Source organism: Serratia sp. MYb239 (assembly GCF_002966855.1).
Lineage (GTDB): Bacteria > Pseudomonadota > Gammaproteobacteria > Enterobacterales > Enterobacteriaceae > Serratia_B > Serratia_B rhizosphaerae.
Genome location: NZ_CP023268.1, coordinates 983,025 through 1,003,665, shown reverse-complemented (window position 1 = coordinate 1,003,665; position 20,641 = coordinate 983,025). Strand labels below are relative to the sequence as shown.

At 60.6% G+C, this 20,641-nt stretch carries 21 protein-coding genes; 7 read left to right on the top strand and 14 right to left on the bottom strand.

Annotation, left to right across the window (positions count from 1 at the left end; genetic code table 11):
• Positions 1-75: 75 nt before the first annotated feature.
• Together sbcD and sbcC are read left to right on the top strand one after the other, a co-directional pair.
• Positions 76-1,305, top strand: coding sequence for an exonuclease subunit SbcD (sbcD, locus tag CLM71_RS04740; RefSeq protein ID WP_105229982.1), 1,230 nt, complete (start codon positions 76-78; stop codon positions 1,303-1,305).
• Positions 1,302-4,556: an exonuclease subunit SbcC gene (sbcC, locus tag CLM71_RS04735; protein WP_105229981.1), complete on the top strand. Its 3,255-nt coding sequence runs from the start codon at positions 1,302-1,304 to the stop codon at positions 4,554-4,556. Before sbcD ends, sbcC begins: the two co-directional genes overlap by 4 nt.
• A gap of 33 nt (positions 4,557-4,589) precedes the next feature.
• Here sbcC and mak read toward each other — a convergent pair whose 3' ends face one another.
• Complete coding sequence (gene mak / locus CLM71_RS04730) at positions 4,590-5,498, bottom strand: fructokinase (RefSeq protein WP_105229980.1); 909 nt, start codon at positions 5,496-5,498, stop codon at positions 4,590-4,592.
• 173 nt (positions 5,499-5,671) lie between these two features.
• Here mak and rdgC point away from each other — a divergent pair, with 173 nt between their 5' ends.
• Positions 5,672-6,583: a recombination-associated protein RdgC gene (gene rdgC / locus CLM71_RS04725; RefSeq protein WP_105229979.1), complete on the top strand. Its 912-nt coding sequence runs from the start codon at positions 5,672-5,674 to the stop codon at positions 6,581-6,583.
• A gap of 44 nt (positions 6,584-6,627) precedes the next feature.
• Here rdgC and ppnP read toward each other — a convergent pair whose 3' ends face one another.
• Both ppnP and CLM71_RS04715 read right to left on the bottom strand, forming a co-directional pair.
• Entirely contained in the window at positions 6,628-6,918 is a 291-nt protein-coding gene (gene ppnP / locus CLM71_RS04720; protein WP_105229978.1) for a pyrimidine/purine nucleoside phosphorylase, read from the bottom strand.
• 106 nt (positions 6,919-7,024) lie between these two features.
• A complete protein-coding gene (locus CLM71_RS04715) occupies positions 7,025-7,423 on the bottom strand; it encodes a nuclear transport factor 2 family protein (RefSeq protein WP_105229977.1) in 399 nt (132 codons plus the stop codon).
• Between the two features lie 100 nt (positions 7,424-7,523).
• Between CLM71_RS04715 and CLM71_RS04710 the strand changes: the two genes are divergently transcribed.
• Positions 7,524-8,258 (top strand): helix-turn-helix domain-containing protein, encoded by a 735-nt coding sequence (locus tag CLM71_RS04710; protein ID WP_105229976.1) that lies wholly within the window; start codon positions 7,524-7,526, stop codon positions 8,256-8,258.
• 2 nt (positions 8,259-8,260) lie between these two features.
• Here CLM71_RS04710 and aroL read toward each other — a convergent pair whose 3' ends face one another.
• The 7 genes from aroL to CLM71_RS04675 form a co-directional block, all read right to left on the bottom strand.
• Positions 8,261-8,788 (bottom strand): shikimate kinase AroL, encoded by a 528-nt coding sequence (gene aroL / locus CLM71_RS04705; RefSeq protein ID WP_105229975.1) that lies wholly within the window; start codon positions 8,786-8,788, stop codon positions 8,261-8,263.
• 77 nt (positions 8,789-8,865) lie between these two features.
• A complete protein-coding gene (locus CLM71_RS04700) occupies positions 8,866-9,381 on the bottom strand; it encodes a GNAT family N-acetyltransferase (RefSeq protein WP_105229974.1) in 516 nt (171 codons plus the stop codon).
• Positions 9,382-9,413: 32 nt separating this feature from the next.
• Complete coding sequence (locus CLM71_RS04695; RefSeq protein WP_199776398.1) at positions 9,414-11,537, bottom strand: TonB-dependent siderophore receptor; 2,124 nt, start codon at positions 11,535-11,537, stop codon at positions 9,414-9,416.
• Positions 11,530-12,648: an ABC transporter substrate-binding protein gene (locus tag CLM71_RS04690; RefSeq protein WP_105233221.1), complete on the bottom strand. Its 1,119-nt coding sequence runs from the start codon at positions 12,646-12,648 to the stop codon at positions 11,530-11,532. The genes CLM71_RS04695 and CLM71_RS04690 overlap by 8 nt, the downstream gene beginning before the upstream one ends.
• A gap of 250 nt (positions 12,649-12,898) precedes the next feature.
• Positions 12,899-13,456 (bottom strand): class I SAM-dependent methyltransferase, encoded by a 558-nt coding sequence (locus CLM71_RS04685; RefSeq protein ID WP_105229973.1) that lies wholly within the window; start codon positions 13,454-13,456, stop codon positions 12,899-12,901.
• Positions 13,457-13,662: 206 nt separating this feature from the next.
• Positions 13,663-13,947, bottom strand: coding sequence for a DUF1471 domain-containing protein (locus tag CLM71_RS04680; RefSeq protein ID WP_105229972.1), 285 nt, complete (start codon positions 13,945-13,947; stop codon positions 13,663-13,665).
• 291 nt (positions 13,948-14,238) lie between these two features.
• Positions 14,239-14,994, bottom strand: coding sequence for a nucleoside phosphorylase (locus CLM71_RS04675; protein ID WP_105229971.1), 756 nt, complete (start codon positions 14,992-14,994; stop codon positions 14,239-14,241).
• 358 nt (positions 14,995-15,352) lie between these two features.
• Here CLM71_RS04675 and aqpZ point away from each other — a divergent pair, with 358 nt between their 5' ends.
• Positions 15,353-16,048 carry an aquaporin Z gene (gene aqpZ / locus CLM71_RS04670; protein ID WP_105229970.1) on the top strand — a complete coding sequence of 232 codons (696 nt, stop codon included), beginning with the start codon at positions 15,353-15,355 and terminating at the stop codon, positions 16,046-16,048.
• A gap of 196 nt (positions 16,049-16,244) precedes the next feature.
• Here aqpZ and CLM71_RS04665 read toward each other — a convergent pair whose 3' ends face one another.
• The gene (locus CLM71_RS04665; protein WP_105229969.1) at positions 16,245-17,012 is read right to left on the bottom strand and encodes a class I SAM-dependent methyltransferase; all 768 of its coding nucleotides are present in this window, start codon (positions 17,010-17,012) and stop codon (positions 16,245-16,247) included.
• Between the two features lie 101 nt (positions 17,013-17,113).
• On the opposite strand from CLM71_RS04665, the gene CLM71_RS04660 reads away from it, so the two are divergent.
• Positions 17,114-17,905, top strand: coding sequence for a helix-turn-helix transcriptional regulator (locus tag CLM71_RS04660; protein WP_105229968.1), 792 nt, complete (start codon positions 17,114-17,116; stop codon positions 17,903-17,905).
• A gap of 103 nt (positions 17,906-18,008) precedes the next feature.
• Positions 18,009-18,755 carry a DUF2076 domain-containing protein gene (locus CLM71_RS04655; RefSeq protein WP_105229967.1) on the top strand — a complete coding sequence of 249 codons (747 nt, stop codon included), beginning with the start codon at positions 18,009-18,011 and terminating at the stop codon, positions 18,753-18,755.
• Between the two features lie 118 nt (positions 18,756-18,873).
• Here the strand turns inward: CLM71_RS04655 and CLM71_RS04650 are convergent, their stop codons facing one another.
• The 3 genes from CLM71_RS04650 to CLM71_RS04640 all read right to left on the bottom strand — a co-directional run bounded on the left by CLM71_RS04650 (position 18,874) and on the right by CLM71_RS04640 (position 20,564).
• Positions 18,874-19,131, bottom strand: a complete 258-nt coding sequence (locus CLM71_RS04650; protein ID WP_105229966.1) for a hypothetical protein — start codon at positions 19,129-19,131, stop codon at positions 18,874-18,876.
• 137 nt (positions 19,132-19,268) lie between these two features.
• A complete protein-coding gene (locus CLM71_RS04645) occupies positions 19,269-19,601 on the bottom strand; it encodes a hypothetical protein (protein WP_105229965.1) in 333 nt (110 codons plus the stop codon).
• A gap of 198 nt (positions 19,602-19,799) precedes the next feature.
• A complete protein-coding gene (locus CLM71_RS04640; RefSeq protein WP_105229964.1) occupies positions 19,800-20,564 on the bottom strand; it encodes a pirin family protein in 765 nt (254 codons plus the stop codon).
• Positions 20,565-20,641 lie beyond the last annotated feature (77 nt).

Below are 20,641 nucleotides of genomic sequence, written 5' to 3'. Positions count from 1 at the left end.
GTATAATCATCGTCAACGTTTTACCGCCGCCGCGTTTCGCCCCGGCACAACCGACGGCCAATCCCCGGGAGAGTCATGCGCCTGATACACACCTCTGACTGGCATTTGGGTCAGTATTTTTTCACCAAAAGCCGTGCCGCCGAGCATCAGGCGTTTTTGCGCTGGCTGATTGCGCAGATTGAACAGCATCAGGTAGACGCGCTGATCGTCGCCGGGGATCTGTTCGACACCGGTTCGCCGCCGAGCTACGCGCGTGAACTCTACAACCGCTTTGTGGTGGAACTGCAGCAGACCGGCTGCCAACTGGTGGTGCTGGGCGGCAACCACGACTCCGTGGCGACGCTGAATGAATCGCGCGAGCTGCTCTCCTGTCTGAACACCCGCGTGATCGCCAGCGCGCAGGCCGAGGCCGGGCAGCAAATCGTGACGCTTAACCGCCGCGACGGCCAGCCCGGCGCGCTGCTGTGTGCCATCCCGTTCCTGCGCCCGCGCGATTTGCTGACCAGCCGCGCCGGCGAATCCGGCACGCAGAAGCAGCAGGCGCTGCAGGAAGCCATCGCCGAACATTATCTAACGCTGTATCAGGCGGCCTGCGCGCAGCGCGAGGCGCTCGATCTTACGCTGCCGATCGTCGCCACCGGCCACCTGACCACCGTCGGCGTCACCACCTCGGATTCGGTGCGCGATATCTATATCGGCACGCTGGACGCCTTCCCGGCGCAGGCCTTCCCGCCGGCGGACTATATCGCCCTGGGGCATATTCACCGGGCGCAAAAGGTGGCGAAAAGCGAGCATATCCGTTACAGCGGCTCGCCGATCCCGCTCAGCTTTGATGAGCTGGGCAGCGCCAAAAGCGTGTTTATGGTCGACTTCGCCGACGGCAGGCTGCAGCAGGTCACTACGCTGCCCGTCCCGCTTTTCCAGCCGATGCAGTTGATCAAAGGCGATCTCGCCCAGATCGAACAGCAGCTGCAGCAGTTTGCCGACTATCAGGGCGAGCTGCCGGTGTGGCTGGATATCGAGGTGGCGACGCAGGATTACCTCAGCGACATTCAGCGCCGCATCCAGGCGCTGGCGGATAATCTGCCGGTGGAGGTGGTGCTGCTGCGGCGCAGTAAAGAGCAGCGCCGTCAGGCCATCGAGCAGCAGGATAAAGAGACGTTGAACGAACTGAGCGTTGATGAGGTGTTTGAACGCCGTCTGGCGCAGGAAAGCGAACTGGAAGAAGCGCGGCGCGGCCGGATGCGCGCCATGTTCCGCCAGACGGTCGACGCTCTGCAGCAGAATGAGGAGCCATCGGCATGAAAATTCTGAGCCTACGGCTGAAAAACCTCAACTCGCTGCAGGGCGAGTGGAAAATAGACTTCAGCGCCGAACCGTTCGCCAGCAACGGCCTGTTCGCCATCACCGGCCCGACCGGCGCGGGCAAAACCACCCTGCTCGACGCCGTCTGCCTGGCGCTGTATCACCAGACGCCGCGGCTGCACGTCTCCCCCAGCCAGAACGATCTGATGACGCGCCATACTGCCGAATCGCTGGCCGAGGTGGAGTTCGAGGTCAAAGGCGTCGGCTACCGCGCCTTCTGGAGCCAGCGCCGGGCCAAAAACGATCCGAACGGCAACCTGCAGGCGCCGAAGGTCGAGCTGGCGCTGCTGGCGGACGGCAAGATCCTCGCCGATAAGGTGCGCGACAAGCTGGAGGCGGTCGCCGCCATCACCGGCCTGGACTTCGGCCGTTTTACCAAATCGATGATGCTGTCGCAGGGGCAGTTCGCCGCCTTCCTCAACGCCGACGCCAACGATCGCGCCGAACTGCTGGAAGAACTCACCGGCACCGAAATCTACGGCCAGCTGTCCGAGCGGGTGTTCGAACAGCATAAGCAGGCCAAACTTGAGCTGGATGCGCTGCACCAGCGCGCCAGCGGTATTGAACTGCTGAGCGACGAACAGCGCCAACAGTTGGAAACCCAGCTCGACGCGCTGCGTCAGGAAGAAACCGCGCTCAGTCAGCACGATGAACAGCAGCGGCAGACGCTTAACTGGCTACAACAGTGGCAGCGTCTGCAGCAACAGCTGCAACAGTGCCGGCAGCGCTTACAGGCGCTGCAACAGGAACAGGAGCAGGCCGAACCGCAGCTGCAGACGCTGGCGCGCAGCGAACCCGCCGAAAAACTGCGCCCGCTGCACAATGAACGCCAGCGCTACCGCGATGAACTGCAGGCATCGCAACAGCAGCTGACCCAGCTTGACCAACAGCAACAGCAGCAGGCCGCACAAATGGCACCGCTGCAGCAGGCGCTGGAGCAGGCGCGCGCCGAACAACAGACACAGGCGGCGCACCGGCAACAGCAGCAGCAGCTGATCGACGAACAGGTGCTGCCGCTCGATCACCACATCGCACAGCTGAGCAAAAGTCGTAGCGAACTGCAGCAAACCCGCGACGACGCCGTGCGCCAGTGCGGACAGCAGAAACAGACGCTGGACAAACTGCACGCCGAACGCGCACAGCTGGCGACACAGGCCGAGCAACATCAGACGCAGCTGAGCGCCCTGACTCAGGCGCTCTCCGCACAACAGCAGCAGCACAGCGTGCTGGAAGCCGAAACGCCGCTGGCCGCCCTGCGCCAGCGCCTGCAGCAGCTGAGCGACCTGCGCCCGACGCGCCAGCAGCTGGCGACCCTGTCCTCGCTGGCACAGCAGTTGGATCAACGGCTGACGCAACAGCGGCAGGAGTTGGCCGCCGGCCAGCAACAGCTGCAACAGCTGGCGCCGCAGTTAGAACAGGCCAGACAGCAGTATCAGCAGCACAAAACCCTGCAGGCGGAAGTAGAGAAAACCCATGAGCTTGAGCAGCGCATTGTCAGTCTGGAAGCCGAACGCGCCCGGCTGCAGACCGGCGCGCCCTGCCCGCTGTGCGGCTCTACCGAGCACCCGGCCATTACCGATTATCAGACGCTTAACCCGTCAGCCAGCGCCCGGCGCCTTGACGAGCTGCGCCAGCAGGGCGAAGCGCTGTATAAAAACGGCATCGAGCTGCGCGCCCGTCACGACGGTATGCAGCAACAGCAACAGCGTCAGCAGCAGGCGATTGAGCAGGATGAACAGCAACTGGCGGCCCACCAGCAACGGTGGCAGACCCTGACCGCCGAGCTGGCGTTTGATTTCGGCCTGCAGGAGAGCGAGCGCCTGCAGCAGTGGCTGAGCGACTGCGACCGCGAAGAGCGCGAGGGCCAGCAGCGCCTCAGCCAACATGAGCAGGCGGCGCAGGCGGTGCAACAGGCCAAAGATGCTCTGATCGCGTTGCAGAACGCACAGCAGCAGGCGCAGCAGCAGACAGCGCTGCTGAATGAACGCCTGACGCTGCTGGAAAAACAGTATGCCGACGCTCAGCAGCAGCAGCAGCGTCTGCAGCAGCAGTGGCAGGACAACGAGGAGCAGCTCGCCGCCCAGCAACGGCAGCGCCTGGCGCTGTTTGGCGAGCAGCCGGTGGCGCAGGCGCGCGAACAGCTGCGCGCCAAACAGGCGGCCTGCGAACTGGCCAGCCAGCAGGCCGCCGAACGCTGGCAGCAGGCGCAGGAACAGCGTGAACGCCTGAACGGCCAGTTGGCGGGGCTGCAGCAGCAGCTGGCGCAGCAAACGCAGCGCGCCGAGCAGGCGCAGCAGCAGTGGCAGCAGGCGCTGAGCGCCAGTGAATTTGCCGATGACGCCGCCTTCCACGCCGCCCTGCTGGACGATGCGCAGCGTCAGCATCTGCAACAGCTGAAAGAGCAGCTGCAACAGCGTCAGGTGGAAACCCGCGCGCTGCTGGCGCAGGCCGAACAGGCGCGCGAGCAGCACCAGCAGCAGCGCCCGCAAGGTGTGGATGACCAACATGCCGATCTCACGGCGCTGGCACAGCAGCAGCAGGCGCTGGCGCAGCAGTTGAAGACGCTGCAGCTGCGTCAGGGCGAGCTGCGCAACCAGCTGACCAGCGACACCGAGCGTCGCGGCAATCAGCAGGCGCTGTTCGCGCAAATTGCCCAGAGTCAGCGGCAGTATGACGACTGGAGCTACCTCAACCAGCTGATCGGCTCAAAAGAAGGCGATAAATTCCGTAAATTCGCCCAGGGGCTGACGCTCGATCATCTGGTCTATCTGGCGAACAACCAGCTCAGCCGCCTGCACGGCCGCTATCTGCTGCAGCGGAAAAACAGCGATGCGCTGGAACTGCTGGTAGTGGACACCTGGCAGGCCGACGCGCAGCGCGACACCCGCACGCTGTCCGGCGGCGAAAGTTTTCTGGTCAGTCTGGCGCTGGCGTTGGCGCTGTCCGATCTGGTCAGTCACAAAACCAGCATCGATTCGCTGTTCCTGGACGAAGGCTTCGGCACGCTGGATGCCGAGACGCTGGATACCGCGCTGGACGCGCTCGACAGCCTTAACGCCTCCGGCAAGACCATCGGCGTGATCAGCCACGTCGAGGCGATGAAAGAGCGGATCCCGGTGCAGATCAAAGTGAAAAAGGTCAACGGCCTGGGGATCAGCCGGCTGGAGCCGCAGTACCGCGTCGAAGGCTAACCGCACACCGGGGCGCTGCCGCCCCGGTTATCATTATTGCTGCGGCCACAGCCAGGCGGCGCCGCGTACGCCGCTGGAATCACCGTGCACCGCCTGACGGATCGGCGTGGCGAACTCGCCGCCGAACACCCACTCCCGTACTTTTTGCGGGACGTTGTGATACAACCGCTCCACGTTGCTCATGCCGCCGCCCAGCACGATCACATCCGGGTCGAACAGATTGACCGCATGCGCCAGCGACTTCGCCAGACGCTGCTCATAACGACGAATCGCCCGCTCGGCAATCGGATCCTGCTGCGCCGCCAGCGTCATGATCGCTTCCCCTTTCAGGGGATTGCCGCTCAGACGCGCGTAGTCGACGGCAAAACCGGTGCCGGAAATAAAACTTTCGATGCAGCCGGACTTGCCGCAGTAGCACGGGACCTCATCGCGAAAGCGCAGCTCGTCGTCATCCGGCCAGGGCAGTGAATTATGCCCCCACTCGCCGGCAATGCCGTTGCCGCCGGCATGCACCCGGCCGTTGATCGCCACGCCGGCGCCGCAGCCGGTACCGATAATCACCGCAAACACCACCGGTTTGCCGGCGCCGGCGCCGTCGGTGGCCTCCGACACCGCCAGGCAGTTGGCGTCGTTCGCCAGCCGCACCTCGCGCTGCAGCAGCGCCGACAGGTCTTTATCCAGCGGCTTGCCGTTCAGCCAGGTGGAGTTGGCGTTTTTTACCAGGCCGGTAAACGGCGACAGCGTGCCGGGAATACCGACGCCCACCGTGCCCCGCTCGCCGGTATGCGTCTCCGCCATCTGCACCAGTCCGGCGATGGCCTGCAGCGTCTGCGCATAGTCATCGCGCGGCGTGGCGATACGGTGGCGAAACCGCTCGCTGCCGTCGTCCGCCAGCGCAATCACTTCAACTTTGGTGCCCCCTAAATCAATTCCAATACGCACTGTTTTCTCCTCTGTGCGACGTCATCGTTTTTTAATGTCACCGAGTGTGCCGCAATACGGATCCACGCGCAAATCAGAGGAAGCAGGCGATTTTTCGGCGTCGATTGGGTATCATGCCGCCCTGCTTTTGATGAACCCGCGTGCGAACGGCACGCCCAGTCAGGGATAACATTATGCTGTGGTTTAAGAATTTGATGGTTTACCGTTTGAGCCGCGACGTTGCGCTAAATGCGGATGAAATGGAAAAACAGCTCAGCGCCTTTTCCTTCACGCCGTGCGGCAGTCAGGATATGGCGAAAACCGGCTGGGTCTCCCCAATGGGCTCGCACAGCGACGCACTGACGCACGTAGTCAACGGCCAGATTATCATCTGTGCGCGTAAAGAAGAGAAGATCCTGCCCTCGCCAGTAATTAAACAGGCGCTGCAGGCGAAAATCGACCAGTTGGAAAGCGAACAGCACCGCAAACTGAAAAAAACGGAAAAGGATGCGCTGAAAGACGAAGTGCTGCACAGCCTGTTGCCGCGCGCCTTCAGCCGCTTTAACCAGACCTTTATGTGGATCGACACCGTCAACGACCTGATCATGGTCGACGCCGCCAGCGCCAAACGCGCAGAAGATACCCTGGCGCTGCTGCGTAAAAGCCTCGGTTCACTGCCGGTGGTGCCGCTGACGATGGAAAGCCCGATCGAACTGACGCTGACCGAGTGGGTGCGTTCCGGCGAGCTGCCGGCCGGTTTTGCCATTCAGGATGAGGCGGAGCTGAAGGCCATTCTGGAAGAAGGCGGCGTGATCCGCTGTAAAAAACAGAACCTGATCAGCGATGAGATCGCCGTGCATATCGAAGCCGGCAAGCTGGTGACCAAACTGGCGGTCGACTGGCAGGAGCGCATTCAGCTGGTGATTGCCGACGACGGCTCCATCAAGCGCCTGAAGTTTGCCGATGCGCTGCGCGAGCAGAACGACGATATCGACCGCGATGACTTCGCCCAGCGTTTTGACGCCGACTTTATTCTGATGACCAGCGAACTGGCGGCGCTGATCCAGAACCTGATCGAAGCCCTCGGCGGCGAAGCCCAGCGCTAAGAGCAAATAACAAGGGCGCTGTCACCAGCGCCCTTGCATCATTATTACTTACTCAGATAGCGGCACAAATAGGCCGTGGCGTCCGCCACCTGCACGTTGAACTCACTGTGGCCCGGCACAAAGAACTTCTCACCCGGCATAAACACCTGCCAGTCCGGCGCCCCCGGCAGCAGCACCCGCAATGCCCCGCTGATCACCGTCATCTCTTCCGGCTGATTGGTGCCGAAGGTGTACTCCCCTTCCTCCATCACCCCAACGCTGGTACGACCGATGCTGCTACTGTCAAAACCGATCGATTTCACTTTTCCGGCAAAATACTCACTTACATTCAGCATAGACTGGCACCCGCGTAGTTATCCGTATTGGAAAGCTCATAGTGGGGGATCGCCCGGCGGCTGTCACTGATTTTCCCGCTAAAATGCGATCGCTATGCGCCGACGCTCAATAACGGCCGCCAAGGTCATGATCGGCACGATCGCCCGACAGCTGACGGGTCAGTTCATCGCAGGCGATAATCTTGCCGTCGCGCAGTATGAAATGCGCCATCACCTGAATCTCACTGCGTGTGCCGTCGCATTTTTCCACCTCGACCCGATGATGGCTCAGCACGCTGTCGCCCTGCGCCGCCAGCGCCTGCACCCGCAGCGTCATCCGCCGGGTGATCTGCTTGAGCAGCGCCATATGACTGACAAACTGCGCATAGTCCAGCGACTGCCCGTCCACCGTCTGCCGATAATCGTCGGCGAAAAACGCGGCGATGGCCGCCGGCTGATGTTGTGGCTGCGCCACCACCTGTTGCAGCGCCTGCAGCACGATATCTTGCGGGGTTAACTGTGTCATTACCTATCTCCGTCAGAGGAATCAGGCTAAATACTAACCGGCGCAGACAATGGCGTGATAACCTGATTAAGACCATATATAACGTTAATCGGCCAAAACCATGCAACTGCGCGGCATACCGCTATCTCATCCCAACCGGCACCTTACCCCCTGGCATCAGCATGATGACGGGCAGATTTACCTGCTGACGCGCGGCACTATCGCCCTAGAAACCGAGCGGCGCCAGTGGGCGATGACCGCCGGCACGCTTGGCTGGCTGCCGGCGCGCTGCCGCCATCAGGCGCAGTCCTGCGGGCAGGTTGAGGGTTGGCTACTGTTTCTGCCGCCGGAGAACTGTCAACATCTGCCGACTCAGCCGCGGCTGTTGGCCGCCAGCGCGTTGGCGCAGGCGCTGGTGGCGCGCATCGCGCAGTTTCCGCCGTCGCCGTTACCGGCGCCGCAGCGGCGCATGGTGCAGGTGTTGCTTGATGAGATGCAGGGAGAAGAAGAGACGGCGCTACAGCTGCCGATGCCGCAGGATCCACGGCTGCTGAAAATCGCCCGCGCGCTGCTGGACGACCCAGCCAGCACGCGGCGGCAGAATGAATGGGCCGGCTGGGCCGGCATCAGCGTACGCAATCTCAGCCGGTTATTTATGGCGCAGACCGGCATCGGCTTTGCCCGCTGGCGTCAGCAGGCGCGCATTATCCGTTCGCTGGAAGCGCTGTCGCGCGGAGTTTCGGTCGCCAACGTGGCCGCCGACTGCGGCTATGACAACGTCAGCGCCTATATTGCCGCGTTCCGCCGCCACTTCGGCGTCACGCCCGGCGGCTACTTCGCCGCGCTCCCCGGCTAGCGCTATTTCACCGCCTCATGCAGGCGCAGCATCTCCAGGATCTGCGTCACCACCCGGTGCGGGTCCAGTGCAGCGTCCAGCACATGATGCGCCGCATCCTGATACAGCGCTTCGCGCGCGGCCAGCACCTCCAGCATCTCTTCAGCGATTGGCCGGCCGGTCAGGGTTGGTCGCTGTGCGTCTTGCGGAGACTCCTCCAGCCGCTGCGCCAGCACCTCCGCCGGTGCGCGTAGGTAGATCACCGTGCCGTGCTGCTGCATAAAGCGACGGTTCTCTTCCGCCAGCACCGCGCCGCCCCCGGTGGCAACAATGGTTGACGGATGGGTCACCGCCTGCAAGGCGAGGCTTTCGCGGCGGCGAAAGCCCTGCCAGCCCTCCTGCGCGACGATTTCGGCGACGCTCATCTGCGTCGTCTGCTGCATAAACAGATCGATATCAATAAAGCGATAGTCCATCGCCTGCGCCAACGCGCTCCCCACGGTAGTTTTTCCTGCTCCGCGAGCGCCTACCATGAAAATGGTTTGTGTCATTACGTCTGTACCCTATACGGTGACTGAGTGGCGTTGCTGTTGATGCATCATACCGCCCGCCCTGTGTATTTCAATCTTTACAATAGTGTAAATTTCATCGCACAGCGACTGCCCAACGGCAGCCCGTGCTCGGCTTCGCTCGCCATCTGGGCGCGCAGCCGCGCCGACAGCTCCACCGTAGGGATGGTTTCAAACCCCAGCCGGCGGTAATACGGCGCATTCCACGGCACGTTGCGAAACGTGGTCAGCGTCAGCTGCCTGACGCCCTGCCGGCTGGCGCAGTCGGCCACCGCTACGATCAGCTGACGCCCAATCCCGCGTCGCTGGTGCTCAGCCGCTACCGACAATTCGGCAATATGCCATTCGTCCCCATGTCGGCGTACGGCGATAAAACCGGCGACGGCCGCGCCGTCCTGCGCCAGCCATTCGCTCTCTTCGGCAATCAGCGCCGCATGCTGCGCGGCCGACATGATGGCGTCATCGGCAATAAACGCCCACTGCGGCAGCGGGCGAAACAGTTCCGCCGCCGAACGTTCCGCCGCCATCATCGCCTCGATATCCGCAGTCTGCGCCGGACGAATCGTCACACTCATCACTCTCTCCTTAACCGCCGCACCGGGTCGGTTTAAAAATCCACGCTGGCCCGCAGCACCACCTCGCGGGGTTCGCCTACCGCCACCCGCAGATTGTTGCCGCTGGAAGGATAATAGGTTTTGTCGAACAGGTTCTTGACGTTAAGCTGCCATTTTACCCGGTAGCCGTGCAACGGCATGCTGTAGGCGGCAAAGGCGTCGGCCACGGTGTAGTGATCCAGATAAAAGCTGTTGGCGGCATCGCCCGGCCGGCGTCCGACATAACGCGCCCCGGCGCCGACGCGGAGCTCATCGCCGCTGTACAGCCCCGGCGATCCCAGGTTCTGCGTCAGGAACAGCGAGGCGGTATGGCGCGCCACGTTAGCCATCTCCTTGCCTTTGTTGGCCGGGTCATCCACCACCCGCGCGTCGGTATAGGCGTAGGCGCCGATCAGGCTGAGACTGTCGGTGATATTGCCGGCCATATCCAGCTCAACCCCCTGCGAACGCACGCGCCCGGCGGTGCGGGTCACGCTTTCGCCGTCCACCAGCTCGCTGACCATCACATTGCGTTTGGTGATATCAAACAGCGCCAGCGTGCCGGTGATGCCGTTCGGCAAGGCGACCTTACCGCCCATCTCCCAGGATTTCCCCTGCTCCGGCGGCAGTGAGCCAATCTGGGTGGCGATGGAGGAGTTAGGCTTGAAGGACTCGGTGTAGCTGCCGTACAGCGAGACATACGGCGTCAGTTTGTACACCACCCCGGCGCGCGGCACCAGCTTCGCCTCCGAGCTGTCGGTATTGACGTTAAACGGCCGCCCTTTGCCGGCATAGACGTCAAAGGTGTCGTAACGCAGCCCGCCCATCACCAGCCAGTTATCGGTCAGTTGCAGGGAATCTTGCATAAACCAGCCATAGCTGGTCAGGTTTTCACGCTGGTCGCTGTCTTTGGCGCTGACCTTGGTCGAAGCCGGCATCTGGCCGTACACCGGATGGTAGATATTGAAATCACTGTTTTTACTGCCGCGGATCATATCGCCGCGGTAGGTGCGGCTGTCTTCGAAATCAAAACCGAACAGCAACTGATGATTGACCCGTCCCCAGTCCACGTCGCCGTTCAACGTCAGCTGCACCGCGTTGGCATGGCTGACCGCATGGGCGGTAGCGTCCGCCTGGCGCGTCAGCGCGCCGCTCTCCGGGTCCAGCTTGGTGGCGCGCGCCTGATTATCGCTGTAGCTGTTGCGGTTATAAGCGTAGGTCAGCGAGCTTTTCCAGCGGTCGTTCAGCACCTGATCGATCTGCATCGTCACGCTGTCCTGATCGCCGCGGGTAGCGTTGTAGGCCTCATCAAAACGGCGATCGCGCGGCGTATCGACCGGCTTGCCGGTGCGCGAATCAATAATGGTGCCGCGGTCGAACGGCGTCAGGTACTCCATATGCTCGTAGGCCAGACGCACCGTGGTGCTCTCGCCGTACCACATCAGCGACGGCGCAATCGTCGTCTGGCGGTTGCGGCCGAAATTGCGCCAGTAGTCGGTTTCATCATGGTCGACGATCATCCGATAGGCAAAACCCGAGGTGCCCAGCGGGCCGGTCACATCCAGTTGGCCGCCGCCGCCCTTAAAGCTGCTGCCCCAGCCTTCAACGTGGGTATGCTGCTGCAGCTGCGGCTTTTTGCTGATCATGTTGATCATGCCGCCCGGTTCGCCCATGCCGTACAGCATCGACGCCGGTCCCTTCAGCACCTCGACCCGTTCGGTGGTCGGGGTAAAGTTACGCGCCTGAATAGAACGGACGCCGTCGCGTAAGATGGAGCCGTCGCGGTTGTCGCCAAAGCCGCGCTTCATCACCGCGTCCTGCGTGCCGCCCAGCGTATTGCTTTGGGTAATGCCGCTGACGTTGTACAGCGCCTCATCAAGATTACTGACCGCCTGATCGGTCAGCACCTGCGTCGGCACCACGTCAACCGCCTGCGGCACGTTCAGCAGGCTGGTTTCACTGCGCGTGCCGGTCACGCTGGTCAGCGGCTGATAGCTCTCGGCGCTCGGCGCCTGGCTGCTGCCGATCACCAGCATATGTTCTGATTTATCGTTATGATTTTCGGCCCCGACGGCCGGCCAGGCGCTGCCGGCCGCCAGCGGAATGGCGCACAGCCAGCCGCGTTGATAGTTATTCACCTGTTAACTGACTCCAATAGGTCCCTGAAAATGGCAACGGCAAAAATTGTTGGTAGAGCTGCCGGAAAGTCTCTTGCGGATCGATATCGGCAAACAGTTGCGGATAAAACGCCTTGGCAAACATCTCGACCGCCACCACGTGGTACGGGCTGAGATAAAAGTTGTGCCAAATGCTCCAGGCCCGCTGGTTTTTTACCGCGTTCAGCCCGGCGATCATCGGTTGTTGTTGAATCAGGCGGCGGAAGCTGTCGTCCGCCTGCCGGCGGCTGACCTGCGGCCCCAGCAACAGGTCGGAATAGCGCTTGCCCTGCTCACCGGCCATGCCGGTGGCCAGATAGACATCGGGGTTGGCGGTCAGCAGCGTTTCCGGGTTCAGTTCGCCGTACACGCCCTTAATGCTGGCGTTGGCGATATTCTCGCCGCCGGCAAAGGTCACCAGATCCCCCAGATTGCCGTGCGCGGCGGTGGTGCAGCAGGTGTCACGCCGGCCAAGGTGCAGATGCAGCATCACTTTGGGCTTGTCGCCGTGATAGGCAGCCAGCCGTTCGCGGACCGCCGTCATGTGCTGCTGATAGAAGGTAATAAACGCCTCGGCACGCGCCTGACGGTTGAGCAGTTCACCCAGCAGGCGCACGCTCGGTACGGTGTTGTGCAGCAGATCGATACGCAGATCGACATATACCACCGGGATCCCCGCTTTACCCAGCGCCGCCACCCGCTGCGCCTCATCGCCGTCTTCGCGCGCATAGCGCGCCAGAATCACCAGATCCGGCCGTAGTTGGATCAGGCTTTCCGGATTGATCTGACGAAAGTTGCCGCCGCCGATCGCCGGGATCTGCGCAATGTGCGGGAATTTCCGGCTGTACAGCTGCCAGCTCTGGGCGTCATAACGCGCCAGATCGCGCGGCCAGCCCACCACCCGCCGGGCCGGATCTCCCGGCTCCAGCAGCGCCAGCGTATACAGCATGCGGCTTTCCCCCAGCACGATACGCTGCGGATTATCGGGCACGTCAACGCGACGGCCCAGAATATCCGTCACCGTTTTCGCCTGGGCGCAGGACAGAATGGAAAATAGCAGGGAGGCCAGTAACAACAGGAAGGATTTACGCATGGTGGTGCCGGAACGGAAAAATATCCACGCATGATAATTACTCTCATTATCATTTTCAATCACTCACCACTGGCGCGGCGTGAAACAGCGTAATTTTTCCCTTTCCCGGCTAAAACACGTTTAACCGCAGGCAAATGGGGTTTAAAAAGTTAAAAAAGTGGCGGGAACGGCGTCGGAGAAGCAAGTTTCGTGCGCGTGCCGCCAGACGCCGTCTGCGGCACGCAGCAATGATCGCTATGAAACCTCGGTTTTAACGCGGGGTGCAGACGTACACCAGCGCCGGCGGGAAATTGCGCACCACGCGCTGCTTCTTCCAGTGGAAGTAGCGCGACAGCAGCTTTTCCGACAGATGGCTGTACTGGAACAGCACCAGCGTACCGTTGCGCCCCTGCAGGTTTTCCCGCGCCTGCTGCAGAATGCGTATGCTGATCTTGAGCGGTATCGACAGCAGCGGCAGACAAGAGAAAATCACGTCGTACTCCCGCTCCAGCCTTTCCGCCGACTGCGCCATCACCTGCAGCCGCGGCTCCTCAATCTGCTGCAGACGCCGGACAAAGTTCGGCTGGATTTCATAGGCGTCCAGCCCGGCGTCGGCGCGCATCCGGCCGATAATACGCTTGGTCAATACGCCGTCGGCCGCGCCCAGCTCGGCGATGGATAACGTGCGGGTCCATTCGATCTGATCCAACATGGCCTGGCATAGCCAGGGCGAGGATGGCGCCAGCGTGCCGACGGTACGCGGCGAGGCCATAAACTGCTGGATATAAGAAAAGCGGTGTTTCAGTTGCAGCCGTGTCGCATTGATCATTCGAGGCTCCTTAACATGAACCCCTTAATCTGGGCGGAAAAGCTTAAAGATTCATTAATACCATTCCGAAAGCGGGCGACACAGTTGTAATAAAATGCAACAGCGATAAAAAAACGGCGGCGATCGTTATCCGCAAACCCGCGCCCTATCGCCGGCTGCCGACCCGTTTCACCACCGTTTTCTTGTGCCGCCGGCGCCGTTAGCGCTTAGCGGTAAATTTCTGCATTACCCCGCCACAGGCTGGAGTCTCCCGGCGTATCGAGACCGATCACACGGTAATGGGAGGCGCCCTGAGCCGCAGCTTTTTCCTGCAGTTTTCTGACCGCGTCGTCCGACGTGCCGGCAACGCCGGACACCGATACCGCACCCAGGCTCTGTAACGACGCAGCCTGCTGATTATTGACCGCCGTGACGCTGAGCGGCGCGGCAAAGGTGGAAAACGAAGCGCCGGCCAGCAGCGCGGCGGTGAGGTAAGAATAAAAGCGTTTCATGGTGGCTCCTGTTGCTTCTTGGTTATTTATTTCGTCGCAACGTTAATTATCTGCCGGCCCATGAAAACGGACGTCATGCAATGTAAAGAAGATCAATCATTGTGAGAGGATTAAGGAGAATCTGTAGCAGGAGATAAACGGACAAGCGCAGCCTGCGCTGCTGAATACACAACATAGCCCGGTCATAACGTAAATAAAACAGCGACTATTCCTAAAGCCGCATGGTTGTACCGATGCCGACAAAAAGCGCCGACGTTATCGGCGCTTATCCGAACGTGGTATATCGTCGCGTTATTTCCCGCTCTGTTTATCCATCGCGATCAGAATCTTAATCGCTTCACAGGCGGTGTCGATCGCCTTCGCCACCTCGGCGGCCTGATCCGGCGCATCGGAGAAGGCCATCACGCCGGACGCGCGGCAGCCGCGAATCGAGGAGATAACAAAAATCGCCGCCGACTCCATCTCGGAGCACATCACGTTGGAGCGCTGCCAGATTTTCTGCCGCGCCTGCCACAGCTCGCCCGCCGGCACCGCATCAGGGAACACCTGGGTATAGAACGAGTCTTTCGAGTGTGTAATGCCTTCCAAGAAGCGATAGCCCAGCGTATCCGCCGCCTCGGCCAGCGCCTGCACCACCCGCCGGTCGGCGACCGCCGGGTATTCAATCGGTAAATACTGCGTTGTGGTGCCTTCATCGCGGATCGCTGCCGTGACGATGGTACCGGACACACCGCCGTCATGCGCCGGCGCGGCCACACGGCCGGCGGTGCCGACGCGAATAAAGGTATCCGCACCGGCGGCGATCAGCTCTTCGACGGCGATGGCCGTCGACGGACAGCCCATGCCGGTCGAGGTGACCGACACTTTCTCGCCGTTTAACGTCCCTGTCCAGGTTTTATGCTCGCGCTGGTGAGCCACCAGCCGCGGGTTGTCCAGGCTCTGCGCAATGATATCGGTCCTGAACGGGTCCCCCGGCAGCAGCACATAACGCCCGACGTCACCTTCCTTCAGGCCGATGTGGTAAAAAACGTCACCCTTTTTATACATATTATTATCTCCGTCATTTTTTTATTTGCTGGCGCCTATTCTGCCAATTCAATTTGCCTGATGTATTGATCTGCTTTCCACAATACGATTTTTATCCCGCTGCCTGTCGCTGCCCGGGAGATTTAATCATCAGGCATAGGGAATAATCTGAACATTTCCCATCGCAAAGCATGGCAAATACAGGTTAATAACCGAAAACCTATTTTTTACATGGACAAAACCGTACGCCGGAGATTTAATAGCGCGCGCGTTTTATATGCCCATAAAGAAAATGGTCAAAACGTCCGCGACAAATTAAAAAGGTGTTCTATAGTTTTTAATGCTAACACCCGTTAGCTATCCCGATAGGATGGAGTCTATGTTAAAGCGATTCTTTGCCGAATTTTTTGGCACATTTTGGTTGGTGTTTGGCGGTTGCGGCAGCGCCGTATTAGCTGCGGCCTTTCCTGAATTAGGCATTGGTTTTGCCGGCGTGGCACTGGCATTTGGTTTAACCGTTGTCACCATGGCTTACGCCGTTGGCCATATTTCCGGCGGACACTTTAACCCGGCGGTAACCGTAGGCTTATTTGCCGGCGGCCGTTTTCCGGCAAAAGACGTTATCCCGTATATCATTGCGCAAGTTATCGGCGCCATTGTCGCCGCCGCAGCGCTGTATACCATTGCCAGCGGTAAAGCCGGCTTTGATGCTACCGCCAGCGGTTTCGCCTCCAATGGCTTTGGTGAACACTCGCCGGGCGGTTATTCACTGCAGGCGGCGATCGTTATTGAATTATTATTAACCGCTTTCTTCCTGATTATTATTCACGGCGCCACAGACAAACGCGCCCCGGCAGGCTTTGCGCCGCTGGCTATCGGTCTGGCGCTGACCCTGATTCACTTAATCAGCATTCCGGTCACCAATACCTCGGTCAACCCGGCGCGTAGTACCGGCGTCGCGATTTTCCAGGGTACCTGGGCGCTGGAACAGCTGTGGATCTTCTGGCTGGTACCGCTGGTCGGCGGCATCATCGGCGGCCTGATTTACCGCTGCCTGCTGGAAGATAAACAATAAGCACCGCGTTAACCCGGTCGGTGTATACCCGTCCTACTTCAAGCTGCAGGTGCGTTGGCGGCGCTCAGTCACCCGAATCACTGACCTGAGTCAACGCATCGGGACTCCTTCCCTTGCCGCCTTCCTGCAACTCGAATTATTGAGGGTATAAATAGCAAATACGCGTAAGGCTGCCGTCACCGGCAGCCTTATTTTTTTAACCGCGCCGCGCCACCAGCATCATAATATCGCTGGTAAAGGTTCCGTCCGGCTGAATGGCGAAATGGCTGACCACCTCGTCGGACACCTGCCGCTGAAACTCCCGGATGGCGGCCACCAGCGTCTCCGGCGTGCGCATCCGCGCCACCCAACTGCTGAACTCCAGCGGCAGGCGGTCGCTGGTCACCTCTTCCGCCCGCAACCCCGCCGCCGTCAGCATGCTTAACCACTCACCCGGCGCATAGTTGCGCACGTGCGAAGTATCGCGCAGCACCTCAACGGTCTGCAGATAAATATCCAGCAAAGGATGCCCCGGCGAGACCACATCCATCAGGATCGCCTTGCCGCCCGGCTTCAGCACCCGTTTGACTTCACGCAGCGCCTGCCCGACATCATGCCAGTGGTGTGCCGAATAGCGGCTGATCACCAGATCAAAGTCGCCGTCGGCAAAGGGCAGCGACTCCGCCACGCCCTGCTGCGTCTGAATATTGCTCAGCCCCCGCTCCTGTGCCGCCTGCGCAACCACCGCCAGCATCTGCGCCGACAAATCGTAGGCCACGACCTGCGACACCTGCGCGGCGGCCGTAAAGCTGGCATGCCCGGCGCCGCATCCCAGATCCAGCACCCGCGCCTGCGGGTGCGCCGCCAGCAGCCGGCCCAGACGTTGTAAATCATTGCCCTGCGCGTGCACCGCACTGGTTAAATAGGCGCTGGCCTGTGCGCCAAACTGACGGTCGACGGCATCGTTGTGGCTATTGCTGTTCATAGCGGCTCCTGACTGGTTGTGAATCACTGCCAGCGACTATAATCTGCTTACTATACGGGTACAATATAAGCAGTTATCCTGGTATAAGAAGGTACCATGCTATGACCTCAACATCAGAAGCCCTGTCCGGCCCGAAGGCCCTGGGCGCATTCCTGCGCGCCCACCGGGAACGCATCACGCCGGAAATGATCGGCCTGCCCAGTTCGCCGCGCCGCCGCACCAGCGGCCTGCGCCGGGAAGAGCTGGCGCAAATCAGCGGCATCAGCGCCACCTGGTATACCTGGATAGAGCAGGGGCGAGAAGTGTCGATTTCACCGCACACGCTGGCGCGCATCGCCAAGGCGCTGCGCCTCGGTAATGCGGAACGTCACTACCTGTTTACCCTGGCGCGCGTGGCCGACCCGCAACAGACGCCGCAACAGGACGGCGTCAATCAACTGATTTTGCACAGCGTACAGGCGGTAACGGTGCCCTGTTATCTGCTGGACATCACCTGGAATATGCTGGCCTGGAACGCCCAGGCGGAAGCGCTGTTTGCCGGCTGGCTGGGCGAGGAGACCCAGCCTAATCTGCTGCACTTTATGTTTTTCCATCCGCTGGCAAAAACGCTGGTCGATGACTGGCCGGATCGCGCCCGCCGCGTGGTAGCCGAGTTCCGCGCAGAAACCAGCCATCATCAGAGCAGCGAAACCATGCGCGCTTTCGTGCGCCAGATGACGCACCACAGCGAAGATTTTAACCATTGGTGGCAACAGCACGACGTGATGGCGCGCGCCGGCGGGGAGCGTCGTTTTCGCCATGCCGAGCAGGGCCAGATACGCTACCAGCAGCTGACCCTGCACCCGGCGGAAAGCAGCGCGCTGAAGCTGGTGATGCTGATGCCCTTGCCGTAATTGGTAACAAATTTGCAGCCAGCTTTACTGACGCGCTATTTATTGCCGCCGGCAAACCGGCTAACGTGACAGCGATCAATCTTTATTTTCCTGGAGTCATCCAATGCAATCAGAAGAACAACGCCTTATCGATGGCCTGTTCGGCCGCTTAAAAGAGGCTGAAACCAAAACGGGACAACGGGATGCTCAGGCAGAACAGCAAATTAACCGGCATCTGAGCGAACAGCCCGCCGCGCCTTACTATATGGCGCAGGCGATCATTATTCAGGAAGCCGCGCTGAAGCAGTTGGATCAGCGGGTCAAAGAGCTGGAAGGCCAAGTCACGCAGCTACAGCAGAACGGCGCCGGCCAGCAAAGCAGCGGCGGATTTCTCGCCGGGCTGTTTGGCGGCGGTACCGGCCGCAGCGCCCCCAGCCCGCAGGCTCAGGCCCAGGCGCGTCAGCAGAACAACGCCGCGTGGAATAATCAGCCGCAGGGCGGCTATGCGCCGCAACAGCAGCAGGCCACGCCGTCACGCGCCGGCAGTTTCCTCGGCGGTGCGCTGCAGACTGCCGCAGGGGTTGCCGGCGGCGTCATGCTGGCGGATATGCTGACCGGTATGTTCCGCCATACCCAGCCGGAAGAGATTGTGAATATCATTAATGAAACGCCCGCCGACGACGCGCAGAACGCTGCGCTGCAGGATGATAGCGCGATGCGTGAGTTTGATGCGTCCAATAATCTCGACACCTTTAACAACGGTGACGGCAGCTTCCTGTCGCAGGACAGCGGCTGGCAGAATGCCGATTATCAGAGCGATGATTTCGCCGACGATGACGGCTTCGGCAATGATGATGATTCATTTCTTTAACGATTAACGCCGCCCGCAATGCCAGCCAGCGCCGCCTGTCTGGCATTTTTATTGCCCGTGACAAGGAACGCATCAGACTGGTTGCCGGGGCACGGCTGACGCCCTGCCGGTACGGGGATTACTGCGGGACTTCGTCCGTTTCGATACGCGCCAGCGCGCGACGGTAGGACTTTACTTTCTGGCGCTTCTTCAGCCAAGTGGTAGTGGACACCAGAAACATGACGCCGGACATGGCCAGTACGCCGGTCGGATGACCGTAGAAGACCATCAAAACAAAATATACCGCCGAAACAATCGCTACCCACTTCGCCATATTACCGACGGCGTGTTTCTCCCGACTTTGGCGACGAATATATTCTTCTTCACTGATTCCCATATGCCTCTCCTTTTATCGTCGAATAGGTATTATATGGGGATCAATTGCTGCAATTTCAAGCAGCTCCTACGTAAAGAAGCGTAAACCAGCGCCGCCTGCGGTAAGCCGGCCGGCTCATTTCGGCCGGCTTACCCCCATTAAGACGCAGGCGGCACCGGCGGCTGAGCCGGCAGCTCAACCACCGACACCCGTACTTCATAGCGCTTGGCCTTGCCCGCCGGGATCACCGAGGTCAGCTTATTGATGGTTTCCGTCGGGTTGTCGCTCAGCGATGAGGCGCAAAACAGCTCGCCGCCGTGGCAGAAGCCGGGCTTAGGCATCGGATGCGGCCCCGGGAACGGCGGGCGCTCTTTCCCCGCCATCTGCGGTGCAGGCGCCTCTTTGGCCGTCGGTGCCGATATCGCGCTGCTGCTGAACAACACCGCGGCGGCCAGCGCCGGCAGCGCCAGAGCTTTCAATCGCATTTTCATCATATCACTCCTTATTGAACGGGAACGTCCCTAACCTACTCCGCGCCAATACGCTGAGAAAGCGGCTTTTCGCTACCTTTTCACCATGCTGCCATTTGCTTACATCACGCAGGATTACGTAAGGAAAATGCCTGCCGCACCCATAAAAATGCCGGTCAGCATGTACTGACCGGCAATAAGAGTAGATGGCAGAATTGTTCAGCGTTCCAACTGCGCTTCCACCGGCGGCATCACGCCAAACTCGCCGCTGTTGAAATCATGAAACGCCTGCTGGATCTCCGCTTCGCTGTTCATCACAAACGGGCCGTAACCGACGATCGGTTCATCGATCGGCTCCCCGCTGAGCACCAGCGCCAACGTATGGCCCTCGGTCACCGTCAGCTCCGTGCGATGGCCGGCATTCAGCTTCATATCCCAGACGTTCAGCGGGCTGAAGGTGCGCGCCGGGCCGGCGTGACCGTCAAAGTTACCGGCAATCACCCGTACCTGGCCGGCACCGTCCGCCAGCGGAACCTGCGGAATCGCCTGATTCAGCAGCGTTTGGTAACCCGGCGCCGCCATTTTGTCTTTGGCCGGCAGGTTCACCCACAATTGCACCATCTCTACGGTGCCGCCGCGGCGGGAAAACGCCGTAGAATGAAACTCTTCATGCAGAATGCCGGAAGCCGCCGTCATCCACTGTACATCGCCGGGGCCAATCACGCCGCCGCCGCCGGTGGAGTCGCGGTGTTCCACTTCTCCCTGATAGACGATGGTTACGGTTTCAAACCCACGGTGCGGATGCTGGCCGACGCCGCGCCGCCCGGTGGTTTCACGAAACTTGGTCGGCGCCGCATGATCCAACAGCAGGAACGGGCTCATTTCCGCCCCAAGCTCGTTATATGAGAACAGGGAGTTGACCAGAAAACCGTTGCCGACCCAGTGCGCCTGCGGGCTGTCATACACGCCAAGGATCTTTTTCATCATTTCTCTCCGGTTGCGGACCCCACGGCCCTACTCGATGACGGCAGTGTAATTCACTCTGAATTGCTCAGGTAGTC